The sequence below is a fragment of the Microbacterium testaceum genome (assembly GCF_003075375.1).
In the GTDB taxonomy this organism is placed as follows: Bacteria; Actinomycetota; Actinomycetes; order Actinomycetales; family Microbacteriaceae; genus Microbacterium; species Microbacterium testaceum_E.
Genome location: NZ_QDFT01000015.1, coordinates 24,916 through 41,296, shown reverse-complemented (window position 1 = coordinate 41,296; position 16,381 = coordinate 24,916). Strand labels below are relative to the sequence as shown.

At 70.9% G+C, this 16,381-nt stretch carries 15 protein-coding genes; 5 read left to right on the top strand and 10 right to left on the bottom strand.

Annotated elements, in window-relative coordinates; all coding sequences use genetic code 11:
• The first annotated feature begins 104 nt into the window (after positions 1–104).
• Positions 105–989 carry an SURF1 family cytochrome oxidase biogenesis protein gene (locus DC432_RS07930; protein ID WP_116537418.1) on the top strand — a complete coding sequence of 295 codons (885 nt, stop codon included), beginning with the start codon at positions 105–107 and terminating at the stop codon, positions 987–989.
• Positions 990–997: 8 nt separating this feature from the next.
• On the opposite strand, the gene DC432_RS07925 is transcribed toward DC432_RS07930, so the two are convergent.
• The gene (locus DC432_RS07925; RefSeq protein WP_133177903.1) at positions 998–1,837 is read right to left on the bottom strand and encodes a hypothetical protein; all 840 of its coding nucleotides are present in this window, start codon (positions 1,835–1,837) and stop codon (positions 998–1,000) included.
• A gap of 237 nt (positions 1,838–2,074) precedes the next feature.
• Positions 2,075–3,673, bottom strand: coding sequence for an ABC-F family ATP-binding cassette domain-containing protein (locus DC432_RS07920; protein WP_116537396.1), 1,599 nt, complete (start codon positions 3,671–3,673; stop codon positions 2,075–2,077).
• Positions 3,674–3,964: 291 nt separating this feature from the next.
• On the opposite strand from DC432_RS07920, the gene DC432_RS07915 reads away from it, so the two are divergent.
• The 4 genes from DC432_RS07915 to DC432_RS07900 are packed head-to-tail and all read left to right on the top strand — an operon-like array spanning position 3,965 to position 8,018.
• Positions 3,965–4,996, top strand: coding sequence for an iron-siderophore ABC transporter substrate-binding protein (locus tag DC432_RS07915; RefSeq protein ID WP_116537395.1), 1,032 nt, complete (start codon positions 3,965–3,967; stop codon positions 4,994–4,996).
• 25 nt (positions 4,997–5,021) lie between these two features.
• Positions 5,022–6,068 (top strand): FecCD family ABC transporter permease, encoded by a 1,047-nt coding sequence (locus DC432_RS07910; protein WP_116537394.1) that lies wholly within the window; start codon positions 5,022–5,024, stop codon positions 6,066–6,068.
• Entirely contained in the window at positions 6,065–7,141 is a 1,077-nt protein-coding gene (locus DC432_RS07905) for a FecCD family ABC transporter permease (protein ID WP_165801219.1), read from the top strand. Before DC432_RS07910 ends, DC432_RS07905 begins: the two co-directional genes overlap by 4 nt.
• A gap of 52 nt (positions 7,142–7,193) precedes the next feature.
• On the top strand, positions 7,194–8,018 hold the full coding sequence (locus DC432_RS07900; protein WP_116537393.1) for an ABC transporter ATP-binding protein: 825 nt from the start codon (positions 7,194–7,196) through the stop codon (positions 8,016–8,018).
• Positions 8,019–8,239: 221 nt separating this feature from the next.
• Here the strand turns inward: DC432_RS07900 and DC432_RS07895 are convergent, their stop codons facing one another.
• The 8 genes from DC432_RS07895 to sufB form a co-directional block, all read right to left on the bottom strand.
• Positions 8,240–9,169: a siderophore-interacting protein gene (locus DC432_RS07895; protein ID WP_116537392.1), complete on the bottom strand. Its 930-nt coding sequence runs from the start codon at positions 9,167–9,169 to the stop codon at positions 8,240–8,242.
• A gap of 66 nt (positions 9,170–9,235) precedes the next feature.
• Positions 9,236–10,405, bottom strand: coding sequence for a MalY/PatB family protein (locus DC432_RS07890; RefSeq protein ID WP_116537391.1), 1,170 nt, complete (start codon positions 10,403–10,405; stop codon positions 9,236–9,238).
• Positions 10,406–10,469: 64 nt separating this feature from the next.
• A complete protein-coding gene (locus DC432_RS07885) occupies positions 10,470–12,068 on the bottom strand; it encodes a serine hydrolase (protein WP_116537390.1) in 1,599 nt (532 codons plus the stop codon).
• 139 nt (positions 12,069–12,207) lie between these two features.
• Positions 12,208–12,537: a metal-sulfur cluster assembly factor gene (locus tag DC432_RS07880; RefSeq protein ID WP_013586729.1), complete on the bottom strand. Its 330-nt coding sequence runs from the start codon at positions 12,535–12,537 to the stop codon at positions 12,208–12,210.
• A 9-nt stretch (positions 12,538–12,546) separates the two neighbouring features.
• Positions 12,547–13,317 carry a Fe-S cluster assembly ATPase SufC gene (sufC, locus tag DC432_RS07875; RefSeq protein ID WP_058625386.1) on the bottom strand — a complete coding sequence of 257 codons (771 nt, stop codon included), beginning with the start codon at positions 13,315–13,317 and terminating at the stop codon, positions 12,547–12,549.
• Positions 13,318–13,361: 44 nt separating this feature from the next.
• Positions 13,362–13,691 carry a non-heme iron oxygenase ferredoxin subunit gene (locus DC432_RS07870; protein ID WP_108319069.1) on the bottom strand — a complete coding sequence of 110 codons (330 nt, stop codon included), beginning with the start codon at positions 13,689–13,691 and terminating at the stop codon, positions 13,362–13,364.
• On the bottom strand, positions 13,688–14,878 hold the full coding sequence (gene sufD / locus DC432_RS07865; RefSeq protein ID WP_116537389.1) for a Fe-S cluster assembly protein SufD: 1,191 nt from the start codon (positions 14,876–14,878) through the stop codon (positions 13,688–13,690). The genes DC432_RS07870 and sufD overlap by 4 nt, the downstream gene beginning before the upstream one ends.
• Complete coding sequence (sufB, locus tag DC432_RS07860) at positions 14,879–16,297, bottom strand: Fe-S cluster assembly protein SufB (RefSeq protein WP_108319073.1); 1,419 nt, start codon at positions 16,295–16,297, stop codon at positions 14,879–14,881.
• Positions 16,298–16,381 lie beyond the last annotated feature (84 nt).

Genomic DNA, 16,381 nt, shown 5'->3' with positions numbered 1-16,381 from the left:
CGCGCCGCCGGCGACGTACCCTTGAGAGCGTGGCCCGGGAAGACGACGTGAACGTGCGCGACGCGCGCTTCCGCGACGCTGCCCACCCCGCCCCGCGTCGCGAGATGCCCGCGGCCGGCCGCTGGGCGATCTACATCGGCGTCGCGATCCTCTTCGCCGTCGCGTGCGGGTTCCTCTCGCACTGGCAGTTCTCGCGCAACGCGGAACGCAGCGAGCAGCTGCAGCTCGTCGCCGACAACTACGACGCCGCCCCCGTGGCGCTGGGCGACCTGCTCGCCCCGGGTGCCGAACTCGCCCCCCAGGACGAGTGGCGACCCGTGCGCATGGAAGGCAGCTACCTGGCCGACGAGCAACTGCTCGTCCGCAACCGCGCGCACGGAGGGTCCGCCGCCTACGAGCAGCTCGTGCCGTTCCGGCTCGACGACGGCCGGGTCTTCCTCGTCGATCGCGGTTGGCTCCCGCCGGGCAATCAGCAGGCCGCTCCCGACGACATCCCCGCTCCCCCGGCCGGCGACGTCGTCGTCGAGGTGCGGCTGCGCCCGGGCGAGGCGGCCCCCTCGTCGGGTCGCAGCGCGGAGGCCGGGCAGGTGCCCACCATCAACCTGGGCCTGGTCGCCGAGCAGACGGGTCCCATCGAGCCGGGTGCCTACGGGCTGATCATGTCCGAGACGCCCGCGCCGGCGTCCGCCCCGTTCACCGTCGACCCACCGAGCGACGACCCCGGACCGTACCTGTCGTACGCGGTCCAGTGGATCCTGTTCGCCGTGATGGGGTTCGGTTTCATCGGGTACGTGATCGTCAACGAGTGCAAGCTCCGCCGCGAGGACGCCGAAGACGAGGACGACCTCGACGTCGTCCCACCCGCGGCCCTCGTGCAGACGGCCGACGCCGGCCGCCGCCGCGTCGACCCGGTCGCCCTGCACCGCGCGCGCAAGCGCCCCCGCGATCGCGACGCCGACGACGAGGACGCCCTTCTCGACGCGCGCTGATCACACCGTCACCGTGCGAGCACGTGCAGCGTGACGCTCGGCGACAGCGACGACTCCTCCAGCCGCGAGGGACTCCAGTTGTTCATCTTGGCCGGGTCGGCCCGTCCGATCGACACCCACCGGTCGCCGTCGATCTGCGCCGTGGCATCCCGTTCGCCGCAGTCGACGCTCGCGACGCCGCGGCCGCGTTCCGCGTCGTAGACCACGGCCAGGCAGAGCTCCCCCTCTTCGCGGCGCCCGAGATACACCGAGGCGTCGTCGACGGTCGCGATGAAGCGGACGGATGCCGCCTCGAGACCGATCCACGTGCGCCCGTCCGACAGGAGGGACGACGACAGATCCTCCTCGGTCTGCGCGTATCCCTCCTCCGGCAGCAGCTCGCCACCGCCGCCGATGTCCGCGGACCGGCCCACCGCGAGACCGGCGACGAACGCCGCGGCGGCGATCACCGCGGCCGCACCCACCATGCCGGGGCGAAGACGTCGCCGACGGGACCCGGGGGCGGGCGGGGTCGCCGCGGCATCCGGCTGCGCCCCCGTCCGCGGTTCCGCCGCGATGGTGCGGGCGTCCCGTTTCGGTCGAGCTCTCGCCCGGGCGTCGGACCCGTCGATGCCGGCAGCCGGTTCCCACCGAGGTCGCGCCTCGACATCGGATGCGAGGATGCCGGCATCCCCCTCGTCGGACGACGGCACGACGCGCCCGGATGCTCGATCCTCCAGCGTCCGCAGCCGTCGCAGGGTCGCGTCGTCGACGGGGTGCGCGGCCGCACCGTAGACGCGGGACTGCAGGGTCGCCAGTTCCGCGCGCTCCGGCACGGTCAACCCGGGACGACCTCGGAGATCCGTCATCCGACGATGCTCCCACGGATCACGCGGCGAGCACGGGGTTCGACGCCGAGAGGACGACGGCGCGCTCGTCCCGAACGGACGACGGCGCGCACGGCGAGCTCGTCCCGAACGGACGACGGCGCGCACGGCAAGCCCGTCCAGAACGGGCGACGGAACGCACGGCGGGCCCGTCCCGAACGGGACGACGGCGTGCGCCTTCTCGCGTCGGAACGGGCCGTTCCGGATCCCGCGCCCCGATCAGGCCAGGGTGATGAGGTCGGCGTAGTCGCGACCCCAGATGTCCTCGACGCCGTCGGGCAGGATGAGCACGCGCTCGGGGTTGAGCGCCTCGACGGCGCCCTCGTCGTGCGAGACCAGCACGACAGCGCCCTCGTAGTGCGCGAGGGCGCCGAGGATCTCTTCGCGCGACGCCGGGTCGAGGTTGTTCGTGGGCTCGTCCAGCAGCAGCATGTTCGCCGACGACACCACGAGCGTCGCGAGCGACAGACGCGTCTTCTCGCCACCCGACAGCACGCCCGCGGGCTTGAGCACGTCGTCGCCGACGAACAGGAACGATCCGAGCACCTTCCGCGCCTCGGTCGCGGTGATGTGCGGAGCGGCCGACATCATATTGTCGAGCACGGAGCGACCCACGTCGAGGTTCTCGTGCTCCTGCGCGTAGTAGCCGATCTTCAGGCCGTGGCCGGGCTCGAGCTGACCGGTGTCGGGCTTGTCGACCCCCGCGAGGATCCGCAGCAGCGTCGTCTTTCCAGCGCCGTTCAGACCCAGGATGACGACGCGCGAACCGCGGTCGATCGCCAAGTCGACGTCGGTGAAGATCTCGAGCGAGCCGTACGACTTCGACAGACCGGACGCCATCAGCGGCGTCTTGCCGCACGGTGCGGGCTTGGGGAAGCGCAGCTTCGCCACGCGCTCGTCCTGACGCACGTCGTCCAGGCCCGAGAGCATCTTCTCGGCGCGCGCGACCATCTGGTGCGCGGCGGCGGCCTTCGACGCCTTGGCACCGAAGCGCGCAGCCTGCAGCTGCAATGCCGTGGCCTTCTTCTCGACGTTGGCGCGCTCCTTCTTGCGGCGCTCCTCGTCGGCCACCCGCTGGCGCAGGTAGTTCTTCCAGTTCATGTTGTAGACGTCGATGACCTGGCGGTTGGCATCCAGGTAGAAGACGCGGTTGACCGTCTCGCCCACGAGCTCGACGTCGTGCGAGATGACGATCAGGCCGCCCTTGTACCCCTTGAGGAACTCGCGCAGCCACACCACGCTGTCGGCGTCGAGGTGGTTGGTCGGCTCGTCGAGGATCATCGTCTGCGCGTCCGAGAACAGGATGCGCGCGAGTTCGATACGGCGCCGCTGACCACCCGAGAGCGTCTTGAGGGGCTGATCCAGGATGCGGTCCGGCAGCGAGAGGTTGTGGGCGATGGATGCCGCTTCGGCCTCGGCCGCGTAGCCGCCGGCGGCCTCGAACTGCTCGGTGAGACGGGCGTACTTCTTCATCGCCTTGGCGGCGATCGCGGCGTCGTCGTCGCCCATCGCCATCGAGGCCTCGTGCATGCCGAGGGCGAGCGAACCCAGGCCGCGGGCGTCGAGGATGCGCGTGCGCGCCAGCATCTCGGGGTCGCCCGAGCGGGGGTCCTGCGGCAGGTAGCCCAGTTCTCCCGAGCGGTCGACGCCGCCGTTCGAGGGCAGCAGGTCGCCGGCGAGCACCTTGGTCAGCGTCGTCTTGCCGGCGCCGTTGCGCCCGACGAGGCCGATCTTGTCGCCGTCGGACACGCGGAAGTCCACGTCGGACATGAGCACGCGGGCACCCACGCGGATCTCGAGGTCGTGCACGGCGAGCACAGCGAACGTCCGTTCAGTCGGGGAAGGAGGAGCGGCCGAAGACTGGCCAGCCACCCAGTATAAGCCGCGCCCCTGCGAGCCCGCCGACAGCCCGTCGCGGGCGTCCCGCCCGCCGCCGGCGCGAGCCGCTCCGGCACCCGGGATGCCGCTCGCGGGCACCACGAACATCCCGCGCCTCGAGTGTCTCGGCGTCGAGACGAACCGGCGGGCCGGGGGCGTCCGGGTTTGCGTTCTCACCCGGAGCCTCACGTAAACTAAGCCTATCCTTACCTAACACGCAGGAGGCTCTTCGTGTCCCGATACCGCGCCCTGACGGCTCTCGCCGTCGGTTCCGCCCTCGTCCTGACCGGCTGCGCCGGCACCTCGGCCGCCCCCGGCGACCAGGAGGCCGCGTCCGGCGACGCCGGTTTCCCCGTCACGATCGAGCACGCCCTGGGCGAGACCACGATCCCCGCCGCGCCGAAGCGCGTCGTCACCGTCAGCTGGGGCAACCAGGAGGCCGCCCTCGCCCTCGGCGTCGTCCCGGTCGCCATGCCCAAGGTCACCTGGGGCGACGAGGACGGCGACGGCATGCTGCCCTGGGTCAAGGACAAGCTCGACGAGCTCGGCGCCGAGACGCCCGTCCTCATGGACGAGACCAACGGCTTCGACTACGAGGCCATCGCCGACGCCCAGCCCGACGTCATCCTGGGCGCCTACTCGGGCATGACGCAGGAGCAGTACGACACCCTCAGCAAGATCGCCCCCGTCGTGGCCTATCCCGACATCGCCTGGGGCACCACGTGGCAGCAGATGACGCTGACGGATGCCAAGGCCCTGGGCCTCGAGGACCAGGCCGAGGCCCTGGTCTCCGACCTCGAGAAGCACGTCACCGACACCGCCGCGCAGTACACCGCCCTCGCCGGCAAGAAGTCGCTGTTCACCTACATCGACCCGACCGACCTCAGCACCGTCGGGTACTACTCCACCAAGGACCCCCGCGCGACCTACCTCGACGAGCTCGGCCTGACGCCCTCGTCCGCGGTCGAGACCTCGAGCGCCTCGGGCGACACCTTCTGGTTCACCGAGAGCACCGAGAACATCGAGAACTTCTCGGACGTCCAGGTCCTCACCGGCTACGGCACCGACGACACCCTCGCGCAGCTGCAGGCCGATCCGCTGTGGTCGCGCATCCCCGCGATCGCGAACGGCGCGGTGGCGTTCCTGCCCGACAACACCACGATGGCCGCGGCCGGCAACCCCAGCCCGCTGTCGATCGGTACGACCTGGGGCGACGAGTACATCGCCCTGGTGGGAGCGGCCGCCGAGAAGGCCGCGTCCTGATGACCGCCCTCGACGCGTCGGCGCGATGACCGCTCTCGCTGCGGCATCCACCGTCCCCGGCGACGCCCGCGTGCGTCGCTGGGGACGGCGGCGCGTCGTCGGCCTCACCGCCCTGGTCGTCGTCCTCGTCGTCGCCGCGGTCCTCTCGGTGACCTTCGGCGCCCGCGACGTGACGGCGTCCGACGTCTGGGCGGGGCTGACCGGTTCGAACGACACCGCCTCGGCCGCGGCCGTCGCCAAACGTATCCCGCGCACCCTGTTGGCGATCCTGGTGGGCGCGGCCCTCGCCGTCTCGGGTGCGGTCCTGCAGGGCGCGACCCGCAACCCGCTCGCCGACCCGCAGATCCTCGGCATCAACGGCGGAGCCGGCCTGGCCATCGTCAGCGGCATCGCCTTCTTCGGCCTGAGCTCGCCCTCGATGTACATCTGGGTCGGCATGCTCGGCGCCGCGGGCGCGGCCGTGCTCGTCTACGCGATCGGCTCCCTGGGCTCCGGCGGCGCCACCCCCCTGCGGCTCGCCCTCGCCGGCGCCGTCACCGCGGTCGCCTTCAGCTCGTTGACGAGCGCGATCCTGCTGCCGCGCACCGATGTGATGAACGTCTTCCGCTTCTGGCAGATCGGCGGGGTGGGTGGCGCCACCCCCGAGACCGTCGGACAGGTGCTGCCCTTCCTGATCGTCGGCCTGATCGTGTGCCTCGCCAGCGCCCCCGCGCTCAACACCCTCGCGCTCGGCGACGAGCTCGCGGCGGGCCTCGGCGCCCGTGTGCGCACGGCGCGCCTGATCGCCACGGCCGGCGCCGTCGTCCTCTGCGGCGCCGCGACCGCCGTCGCCGGGCCCATCGGCTTCGTCGGGCTCGTCATCCCCCACATGCTCCGCCTGATCGTCGGGGTCGACCACCGGTGGCTCCTCCCCGTCTCGGCCCTGGGCGGGGCGGCCCTGCTCACGCTCGCCGACGTCGTCGGGCGCGTGGTCGCCCGCCCCGAAGAGATCGAGGTCGGCATCGTCACCGCCCTCATCGGCGCCCCCTTCTTCATCGCGCTCGTGCGCCGGCAGAGGATGCGTGCCCTGTGACCACCGCTCCGTCCCGTCCCGGCCTCCTCCCGTCCTCCTCACCCGACACCCTGGCATCCGTCGTCTCCGGTCGGCGCCGACGCCGTCGTCGGTGGACCCTGGTCACGGCGGTCCTCGCCACGCTGGTGCTGGTGTCGTTCGCCCTGAGCCTCATGCTCGGACAGACCTTTTACTCCCCCGCCGAGGTGTGGGGCGTCCTCACCGGTCAGCGCGTCGCCGGCGCGTCGTTCACCGTGGGCGAGCTGCGCCTGCCCCGCGCGATGACCGCCCTGCTCACCGGCCTGTGCTTCGGCATGGGCGGCGTCGTGTTCCAGACGATGCTGCGCAACGCCCTCGCGAGCCCCGACGTGATCGGCATCAACACGGGCGCGAGCGCGGCCGCGGTGATCGGCATCGTCGTCCTCGGCTGGGGCGAGACCGCGGTGTCGTTCCTGGCGATGGGCGCGGCCCTGGTCGCCGCGCTGGCGATCTACCTGCTGTCGTACCGCGACGGCAGCTCGGGCGCGCGCCTCATCCTCGTCGGCATCGGCGTCGCCGCGATGTGCCAGGCGGTCGTGTCGTACGTCGTCGCGCGCGCCGCGCAGTACGACCTGCCCGCCGCGATGCGCTGGATCACCGGCAACCTCAACGACGCCACGTGGGATCGTGCCCTGCCCGTCCTGTTCGCGGTCCTCGTCCTGGGGCCGGTGCTGCTCGTGCTGTCGGGCCGCCTCGAGATCCTGCGCATGGGCGACGACACCGCCGCCGCCATCGGCCTTCCCGTCGAGCGCAGCCGCCTGCTGCTGATCGTGGCGGCCGTCGGTCTGCTGGCCTTCGGCACCGCCGCGGCGGGGCCCATCGCCTTCGTGTCGTTCCTGGCCGGACCGATCGCCGTCCGGCTGCTGGGTCCCGTCGGCTCGCCCGTGCTGCCCGCGGGGCTGATGGGGGCGCTGCTCGTCCTCGTCGCCGACTTCGCCGCGCAGTACGCGTTCGGCACGCGCCTGCCCGTCGGCGTGATCACCGGCGTGCTCGGTGCGCCCTACCTCATCTTCCTGCTCGTCCGCAGCAGCCGATCCGAAGGAACGTCGCTATGACCCCCCGCGACACCGCGCCCCGCCCGACCGCACGCACCGAAGGGATCTCGCGATGACCGCCGAGCGCACGCTGAGCGCCGAGGGCGTCACCCTCGCCTACGGAGACCGCACGATCGTCGACACGCTCGACCTCTCGCTGCCCCCCGGTCGGGTCACGGCGATCGTCGGCGCCAACGCGTGCGGCAAATCGACCCTGCTCAAGGCCATGGCGCGTCTGCTGTCCCCGAGCGCGGGCCGGGTGCTGCTCGACGGCAAGGCCATCCACCGGATGCCGACCAAGCAGGTCGCCCGCGTGCTCGGCCTGCTGCCCCAGTCGCCGGTCGCTCCCGACGGGATCGCCGTGTCCGATCTCGTCAGCCGGGGCCGGCACCCCCACCAGGGCGCCCTCTCGCGGTGGACGCGGACCGACGACGACGCCGTCGCGCGAGCACTGGACGCCACCGACACCTCCCACCTCGCCGACCGTCACGTCGACCAGCTCAGCGGCGGCCAGCGCCAACGCGTCTGGATCGCGATGGCCCTCGCGCAAGAGACCGACGTCCTGCTGCTGGACGAGCCGACGACGTTCCTCGACATCAGCCACCAGATCGACGTGCTCGACCTGCTCACCGACCTCAATCGTGAACGCGGCACGACGGTGGCCATGGTGCTCCACGACCTGAACCTCGCGGCGCGCTACGCCGATCACCTGGTGGCGATGGCCGCGGGACGCATCGTCGCCGCGGGCACGCCCGTCGAGGTGCTCACCGAGGACACGGTGCAGGAGGTCTTCGGCCTGCGCAGCCGCGTCGTGCCCGACCCGCTCACCGGCCGCCCGATGATCGTGCCGATCGGGCGCCACCACACGGTCGTGGACGAGGCGATCAGCGCGAGCTGATCGCGCCCGACCGAGCGCCCTGCCCACGGTCGTGGACGGGACGATCAGCGCGAGCTGATCGCGCCCGCCTGAGCGCCCTGCCCACGGTCGTGGACGGGACGACCGCTCATCATGCCCGATCAGGCGCTCCACGACCCGAAAAGCCGGCCGGTGCCCGACGACCGCGAACGCCCCGCACGGCTCGGCCGCGCGGGGCGTTCACCAGGATCCCGGCCCCGCCGTCACGCCGTGCGCTCGACCTGACCCTCTCGCCAGTACCCCATGAAGGCGACGCGCTTGCGGTCGACGCCGCAACCCTGCACCAGCAGGCGCCGGAGCGTCTTGACCATCTGCGACTCCCCCGCGATCCACGCGTAGAACTCGCCCTCGCTGTCGTCGGGGCTGTCCCACAGCAGGTCGACGTCGAGGTCGATGTCCTCGAGCTCCTGGGGACGCGGCGCCGCGGCGCGCGAGAGGACGGCTCCGGATGCCGCGGTCCACGCCTCGACGGCCTCGATCAACGCCTCGCCGTGGGGCCGGGTGCCGCGGGGCACCCACGTGATCGGAAGGGCGCCGGGTGCCAACGGCAGGGCGTCGTCGATCGTCGGCACCTCGACGAAGGCGTCGACGACGAATCCGGCGCCGACCCCCTCGAGGATCGCGCCGATGGCCGGGGCCGCGGTCTCGTCGCCCGCCAGCAGCAGACGCTGGGCGGTACCGGGGTGGAAGTCGATGCCCTGAGCGGACTCGGGGCTGCGGGCGTCGGGACCCACGATCAGGATGCCGTCCCCCGCCGCCGCGTTCTCGGCCCAGCTCCCCGCGGGACCCGCGTCGTGGTGCAGGACGAAGTCGATGTCGAGCTCGAGCGCCTCGGGGTCGATGCGGCGCACGGTGTAGGTGCGGAACGGCATGCGCTCGGCATCCGGCAGGTCGCGCCACCGCGTGTACCACTCGCCGTTGTCGATCGCGTCGGGATCGTGCTGGCCGATGTCGCACAGCCGGCCGTCGGCGCCGGGCAGCACGAGCTTGACGCGCTGATCGCGTCGATCGGTGCCGAACACCTCGAAGTCCGGGCAGGTGAAGGTCACGCGGGCGAAGTGCGGCGACAGGCGCCGCGCCTCTTTCACCACGGCGACGTACGGGCGGTAGGCGGGACGCGTGGCTGTCTTCACTCGCTAAGGATATCCTTACCTATCCTCGGATGCCAGAATCCGCGGCCGACATCGCCCACCGTCGAGCTACTCGCGGCGCTCCCCCGCGAGCCGGCCGATCCGCTCGATCGCCTCGCGCAGCACCTCGGGGGCGCACCCGACGTTGATGCGCACGTGGCCGATCCCCTCGGTGCCGAACAGCGGACCGTGGTGCAACGCCACCTTCGCCTCGCGGCGGATCAGCGGAGCCGGGTTGTCGCCCCAGCCGTACGCCGACACGTCCACCCACGCCAGGAAGCCGGCATCCGGGAGTCGATAGCGGGCCCGCGGCAGGTGCTCCGCCAGCAGGTCCGCGAGCAGCCGGCGGTTCTCGTCGAGAGCCGCCAGCAGCCCCTCCAGCCACTCGTCGCTCTCGGCCGCGAAAGCCGCGCGGTTGGCGATGACGCCGAACAGGCCGGCCCGCCACTCGACCTCCCACGGCAGACCCCTCACGACGGTCGCCGTCCCTTCGGCGCCCGTCACGATGACGGCGCACTTCAAGCCGGCCAGGTTGTACGCCTTGCTCGCGCTCGTGACGGCGTAGCCGACGGCGGCCGCCTCGGGAGCGGCATCCAGGAACGGCGTGAACACCGCCGGGGCGTGGACGAGGGGCGCGTGGATCTCGTCGCTCACGACGCTCGCGCCGTAGTGCGCGGCGAGGCGCGCGAGAGCCGCGAGACTCTCGCGGGAGTGGACCGTGCCGGTGGGGTTGTGCGGGTTGCACAGCAGCACCGCGCGCGCCCCCGCGGCCAGGGCGCTCTCGATCCCCGCGAGGTCGAGGCTCCAGCGCTCTCCGTCGTCGACGAGCGGCACGCGCTCGACGACCGCTCCCGCCTCTTCGACGGTGTCGTAGAACGGCGGGTAGACGGGCGGGGTCACCACGACCCGGTCCCCCGGCCTCGTCACGGCGCGCAGCACCTCGACCACGCCCATCATGACGTCGCCCGTCCACCGGATGCGCGAGGGGTCGACCGTCCAGCCCCAGCGGCGTTCCGCGTAGGCGGCGAAGTCGAGGTCGATCCCGGGTCGCGGCGGCGTGTACCCCGTGTCGCCGATCTCGACGGCGCGGTGCAGGGCGGCCGTGATGGCGGGGGCGAGCGGGAAGTCGGTCTCGGCCACGAACATCGGGATGACGTCCTCGGCGTACGAGCGCCACTTCGTGCTCGAGCGCTGACGCAGAAGGTCCAGGGGCAGGGCCTGCAGAGGGGTGACGCTCACCCTCCGAGGCTACCGGCCGGCGCCGCGCGGTCCCCGGGGACGGTGACACATCCCGTCACGCGCCTCATCGGCGGAAGGTCCCCATGCCGTGCTCGTCGAAGTACTCCAGCACCAGGGTGCCGTCGGCCGAGAACGTCGCCTGCGACACGGTGCCCTCGGTGGCGTTCTCGCCGGTCGGGGCGAACGTGAAGACATCGCCGTCCCAGGGCGAGAGCGTCCACCGGCCGGTCGGGCCCAGCGCGAGCTGCAGGGCGCCGTCCTGCACCCGCACGGTCGCGTCACCGAAGTAGTCGTTGCGGTACACCCCGGCGTAGTCCTCGAGGGCGGCCGGGGGCGCGGCATCCGCGCGTCGTTCTTCTCCGGCGAGCTCGCCCATCGGCTGCGCCATCTGCGCGAAGACGTTCATGTACAGCGCGAGCCAGTCCTGACGCGGTGCGCCGTACTGGGCGATGTCGGCGAAACGCCCCGCGATGCCCTCGGCGACGCCGTTCGCCTCTCCGTCCGACAGCACGACGATGCCGAGGTCGGCCGCGGGGAGCATCTTCACCGTCGTGCCGGTTCCCAGGCGGAAGGCACCGGAGTGATTGACGTCGACGAGCCCTCCGGCCGTCGTGGTGACGTTGAAGCCGTACCCGTAGAAGCCCGCCCGCTGGTCCATCGTCGACTGCGCGGGATCGCGTCCGGTCATGATCTGCGGGGTGACCGCGGGCAGCAGCGCTGCGCGGCTGACCAGCGCATCGTCGCCGGCCCCGGCGGCGAGGACCATCGTCATCCACCGCGCCATGTCGGTGACGCTCGAACTGACCCCGCCCGCCGGCGACTGCGCGTCGGGCCGGCGCTGCTCGGGCGTCACGACCCACGTCCCGTCCACGCGCTGGTGCCCCATCGCACGGTTCTCGCGCCCCGCGAGGTCGGCGAACCGCGACGAGGTGTCGTCCATGCCGAGGGGACCGTAGATCAGACGCTCCGACAGGTCCGCCCAGTCCTCGCCCGCCGCCGCGGCGACCGACTCGGCCGCGGCCGTGATGTCGAAGTTGCCGTAGGCGTACGTGCTGCGGAACCCCCCGAGCGGCACTGCCCGCAGTCTCTGCAGGACGGCCGCGCGGTCGTAGCCGATCTCCTCGAGATCGTCGCCGGCGTGCTCGTACAGGCCCGAGCGGTGCGCGTACAGATCGGCGATCGTGAGGTTCTCGCTCACCCAGGGGTCCGACAGCGCGAACGAGGGCAGGTTCTTCTGCACCGGGGTATCCCACGTGATCAGTCCCTCGTCGATCGCGCGCGCCACCACGGTCGCCCCGATCGACTTCGACACGGATGCCATCGCGAACACCGTGTTCTCGTCGACCGGCTCGCCGGTGTCGAGGTTTCGCACCCCGTACCCGCGCGCGAAGACGGTCTCTCCGCCGTGCACGACGGCGACGGCCACCCCGGGCGTACCGGTGGCGTCCATCGCGGCCCGCACCGAGGCGTCGATGTCGGCGACCGCGGCGTCGATCGTGGCATCCGTCACCGATGCGAGCGCGTCCACGCGGGGGTCGGTGGCGACGGGGGCGGGGCTCGCGTCGGCCGCCGGGAGGGCGTCGGGAGTGCACCCGGATGCCAACGGCGCGACGAGCAGCAGAGGGATCAGGCCCGCGGCGATCCGGGTGGCGCGCGTACTCATGCGCGCAGTGTGCCAGCGCGGATCGGACGACGGCAACGGAGGGCGGCCGAGTGTTGCGGATTCGCAACGCGCCGGGATCCGGTACCCGCAGACGACGAACGCCCACCCCCGAGGGGATGGGCGTTCGAGACGTCTGGTCTCAGATCGCGAAGCCGAGCGCGCGCATCATGTCGCGGCCGTCGTCGGTGATCCGCTCAGGACCCCACGGCGGCATCCACACCCAGTTGATGCGGAAGCGGTCCACGACGTTGTCGAGGGCTTGAGCGGTCTGCTCTTCGAGCACGTCGGTCAGCGGGCAGCCGGCCGAGGTGAGGGTCATGTGGATGACGAGCGCGTCGTTCTCGTCGTCCCAGGCGAGGTCGTAGATGAGGCCGAGGTCGACGACGTTGATCCCCAGTTCGGGGTCCATGACGTCTTTCAGGGCCTCGGTGACCTCGTCGTACTTCTCGGGAGCGAGGGTTGCGGTCATGTAACGATCCTACGCGTCGATCGGCGTACCGGCCTCGAGGAAGCGGTCGTAACCCTCTTCTTCGAGTCGGTCGGCGAGCTCGGGCCCGCCCTCTTCGACGATCCGTCCCTTGACGACGACGTGGACGAAGTCAGGGCGGATGTAGCGCAGGATGCGGGTGTAGTGCGTGATGAGCAGCACACCGAGGTCGGTCTGCTCCTTGGCGCGGTTGACACCCTCGGACACGATCTTGAGCGCGTCGACGTCGAGGCCCGAGTCGGTCTCGTCGAGCACGGCGATCTTCGGCTTGAGCAGCTCGAGCTGCAGGATCTCGTGACGCTTCTTCTCGCCGCCCGAGAAGCCCTCGTTGACGTTGCGCGACGCGAACTTGGCGTCCATGCGCAGGTTCTCCATGGCGCCCTTGACGTCCTTGGTCCACGAGCGGATCGCGGGGGCCTCGCCGTCGATGGCCGTCTTGGCCGTGCGCAGGAAGTTGGTGACCGTGACACCGGGGATCTCGACCGGGTACTGCATCGCGAGGAAGAGGCCGGCGCGGGCGCGCTCGTCGACGCTCATCTCGAGCACGTCCTCACCGTCGAGCGTGATGGAGCCGCTCGTGACGGTGTACTTGGGGTGGCCGGCGATCGTGTACGCCAGGGTCGACTTGCCGGAGCCGTTGGGGCCCATGATGGCGTGGGTCTCACCGGTGCGCATCGTGAGCGTCACGCCGTTGAGGATCGGGGTCGTACCGTTCTCCGTCTCGACCGTCACGTGGAGGTCGCGGATCTCGAGGACAGACATGGGGTTCCTTACTTAAAGAAGTCTTCGGGTCGTGGGGGCGCGGCTCAGGCCGTCGCCTTGGTGACGGTGGGATCGATGAGCACGTCGCCGGAGTCGATCACGACCTCGTACACGGGCACCGGCTCGTAGGCCGGGAGGTTCAGCGGTCGACCGGTCGTCAGCGAGAAGGCCGAGCCGTGGGCCCAGCACTCCAGCGTCTCGCCCTCGACGAAGCCGTCCGACAGCGAGATGTCGCCGTGCGTGCAGACGTCGCCGATCGCGTGGACCTCGCCGTTGCCGTCGAGCACGACCGCGATCGCGACGCCGTCGATCTCGACGCGTCGGGCCTCGTCCTGCACCAGTTCGTCGAGAGCGCACACGCGCGTGGCGCTCACGCGGCCGCCCCCTCGGCCAGCTCGCGCTCGATGGCCTCGATGAGCTCGCTCTCGAGCTCCGGGATGCCGATGCGCTGCACGATCTCGCTGAGGAAGCCGAGCACGACCAGACGGCGCGCCTCGTCCTCGGCGATGCCGCGGGCCTGCAGGTAGAACAGCTGCTCGTCGTCGAAGCGACCCGTGGCGCTGGCGTGGCCGGCGCCCTGGATGTCGCCCGTCTCGATCTCGAGGTTCGGGATCGAATCGGCGCGGGCGCCGTCGGTGAGCACCAGGTTGCGGTTGGCCTCGTACGAGTCGGTGCCGGTGGCATCCGGTCCGATGAGGACGTCGCCGATCCAGACGCTGCGCGCGCTCTCGCCCTGTAGCGCGCCCTTGTAGAGCACGTCGCCGACGGTGTGCGGACCCTTGTGGTGCAGGTAGACCTGCGACTCGAGGTGCTGACCCGCGTCCGAGAACGACAGACCGTACAGGCGCCCCTCGGCACCCGCGCCCGACAGCTCGACCGAGGGGTTCACCCGCACGACGCCGCCGCCGAAGCTCACCACGACGTGCGTGAGCTTGGCGTCGCGGTCGACGCGGGCCTGGTGCGACGAGGCGTGGATCGCGTCGTCATCCCACTTCTGCACCGACACGACCGTGAGATCGGCGCCGTCGCGCACGATGATCTCGACGTTCTGCGCGTGCTGGGCCGAACCCTCGTGACGCAGCACCACGGTGCCGCGCGAGTGCTGCTGCGCCTCGATCACGACGTGGGCGTGGGCCAGCCCGCCCGTGCCCGTCAGGCGCACGACGATCGGCTCGTCCAGCTCGACGTTCGCGGGGATCCGCAGCAGCGGAGCCTCGGTCTCGTGCGTCCAGGCGAGGGCCGCCGGCAGGTCCTCGGGGCGGAAGTGCTCGCCGCGCGGGGCGTCACCGGCGGCCAGACGCAGCTGCTCGACGGCCGCGGGGGCCTCGACGTCGACCGTCATGATGCCGGTCGGGCCGGCCTGGTCGACGAACAGCGGCGCGAGCCGGTCGATGGGGCTGAGCTTCCAGTTGACCTCGCGACCCGTGGGGGTGCCGAAATCGGCCGGGTCGAAGGAGGTCGCCCGCTCCGAGCGCGTCTGCACCGGAACGAGGGATGCCACGAGGGCGGCCGGGTCGATATGACCTTCGGCGGCTGCGGGGGTCTGCGTCGCAGTCGTCATTTAGCCTACGGATCCTTCCATGCCCATCTCGATGAGCTTGTTGAGTTCGAGCGCGTACTCCATGGGCAGCTCGCGGGCGATCGGCTCGATGAAGCCGCGCACGATCATGGCCATGGCCTCGTCCTCGGGCAGGCCGCGGGACTGCAGGTAGAACAGCTGCTCCTCGCTGACCTTCGAGACCGTGGCCTCGTGGCCCAGCTGCACGTCGTCGACGCGGATGTCGATCGCGGGGTAGGTGTCGCTGCGCGAGATGGTGTCGACCAGCAGGGCGTCGCAGCGCACCGTGTTCGCGGAGTGGTGCGCATTGGCATCCACCCGCACTTCTCCGCGGTAGCCGGCGCGGCCGCCGCCGCGGGCGATCGACTTCGAGACGATCGAGGACTGCGTGTGCGGCGCCATGTGGATCATCTTGGCGCCGGCGTCCTGGTGCTGACCGGGACCGGCGAAGGCCACCGACAGGGTCTCGCCCTTGGCGTGCTCGCCCATCAGGTAGATCGAGGGGTACTTCATCGTCACCTTGGAGCCGATGTTGCCGTCGACCCACTCCATGGTGGCGCCCTCGTGGGCGACCGCGCGCTTGGTGACGAGGTTGTACACGTTGTTCGACCAGTTCTGGATCGTCGTGTAGCGCACGCGGGCGTTCTTCTTCACGATGATCTCGACGACGGCCGAGTGCAGCGAGTCGCTCTTGTAGATCGGCGCCGTGCAGCCCTCGATGTAGTGCACGTAGCTGTCTTCGTCGGCGATGATCAGGGTGCGCTCGAACTGCCCCATGTTCTCGGTGTTGATGCGGAAGTACGCCTGCAGCGGGATCTCGACGTGCACGCCCTTGGGGACGTAGACGAACGACCCGCCCGACCACACCGCGGTGTTCAGCGCGGCGAACTTGTTGTCGCCGGCCGGGATGACCGTGCCGAAGTACTCCTCGAAGAACTCGGGGTGCTCGCGCAGCGCCGTGTCGGTGTCCATGAAGATGACACCCTGCTGCTCGAGGTCCTCACGGATCTGGTGGTAGACCACCTCGGACTCGTACTGCGCGGCGACGCCGGCGACGAGGCGCTGACGCTCGGCCTCGGGGATGCCGAGCTTCTCGTAGGTGTTGCGGATCTCTTCCGGAAGGTCTTCCCAGGTCTGGGCCTGCTTCTCGGTCGAGCGCACGAAGTACTTGATGTTGTCGAAGTCGATCTCCGACAGGTCGGCGCCCCACGTGGGCATCGGCTTCTTGCCGAAGAGCTGGTAGCCCTTGAGGCGCGTCTTGAGCATCCACTCGGGCTCGGACTTCAGAGCCGAGATGCCGCGGACGACCTCTTCGTTGATGCCGCGCTGCGCGATGGCGCCCGCCGCGTCGGTGTCGTGCCAGCCGAACTCGTATTGCCCCAGGCTTTCGAGCTCTGGTCGGTCGATGAGGACATCGGACATGGTGATCACTCTCCTTCTCGGGCCACAACGGTGTCATCCGCCCCGACATTCCGGACTCCGGTCGAAGTCCCAGGTTCGTCGCTG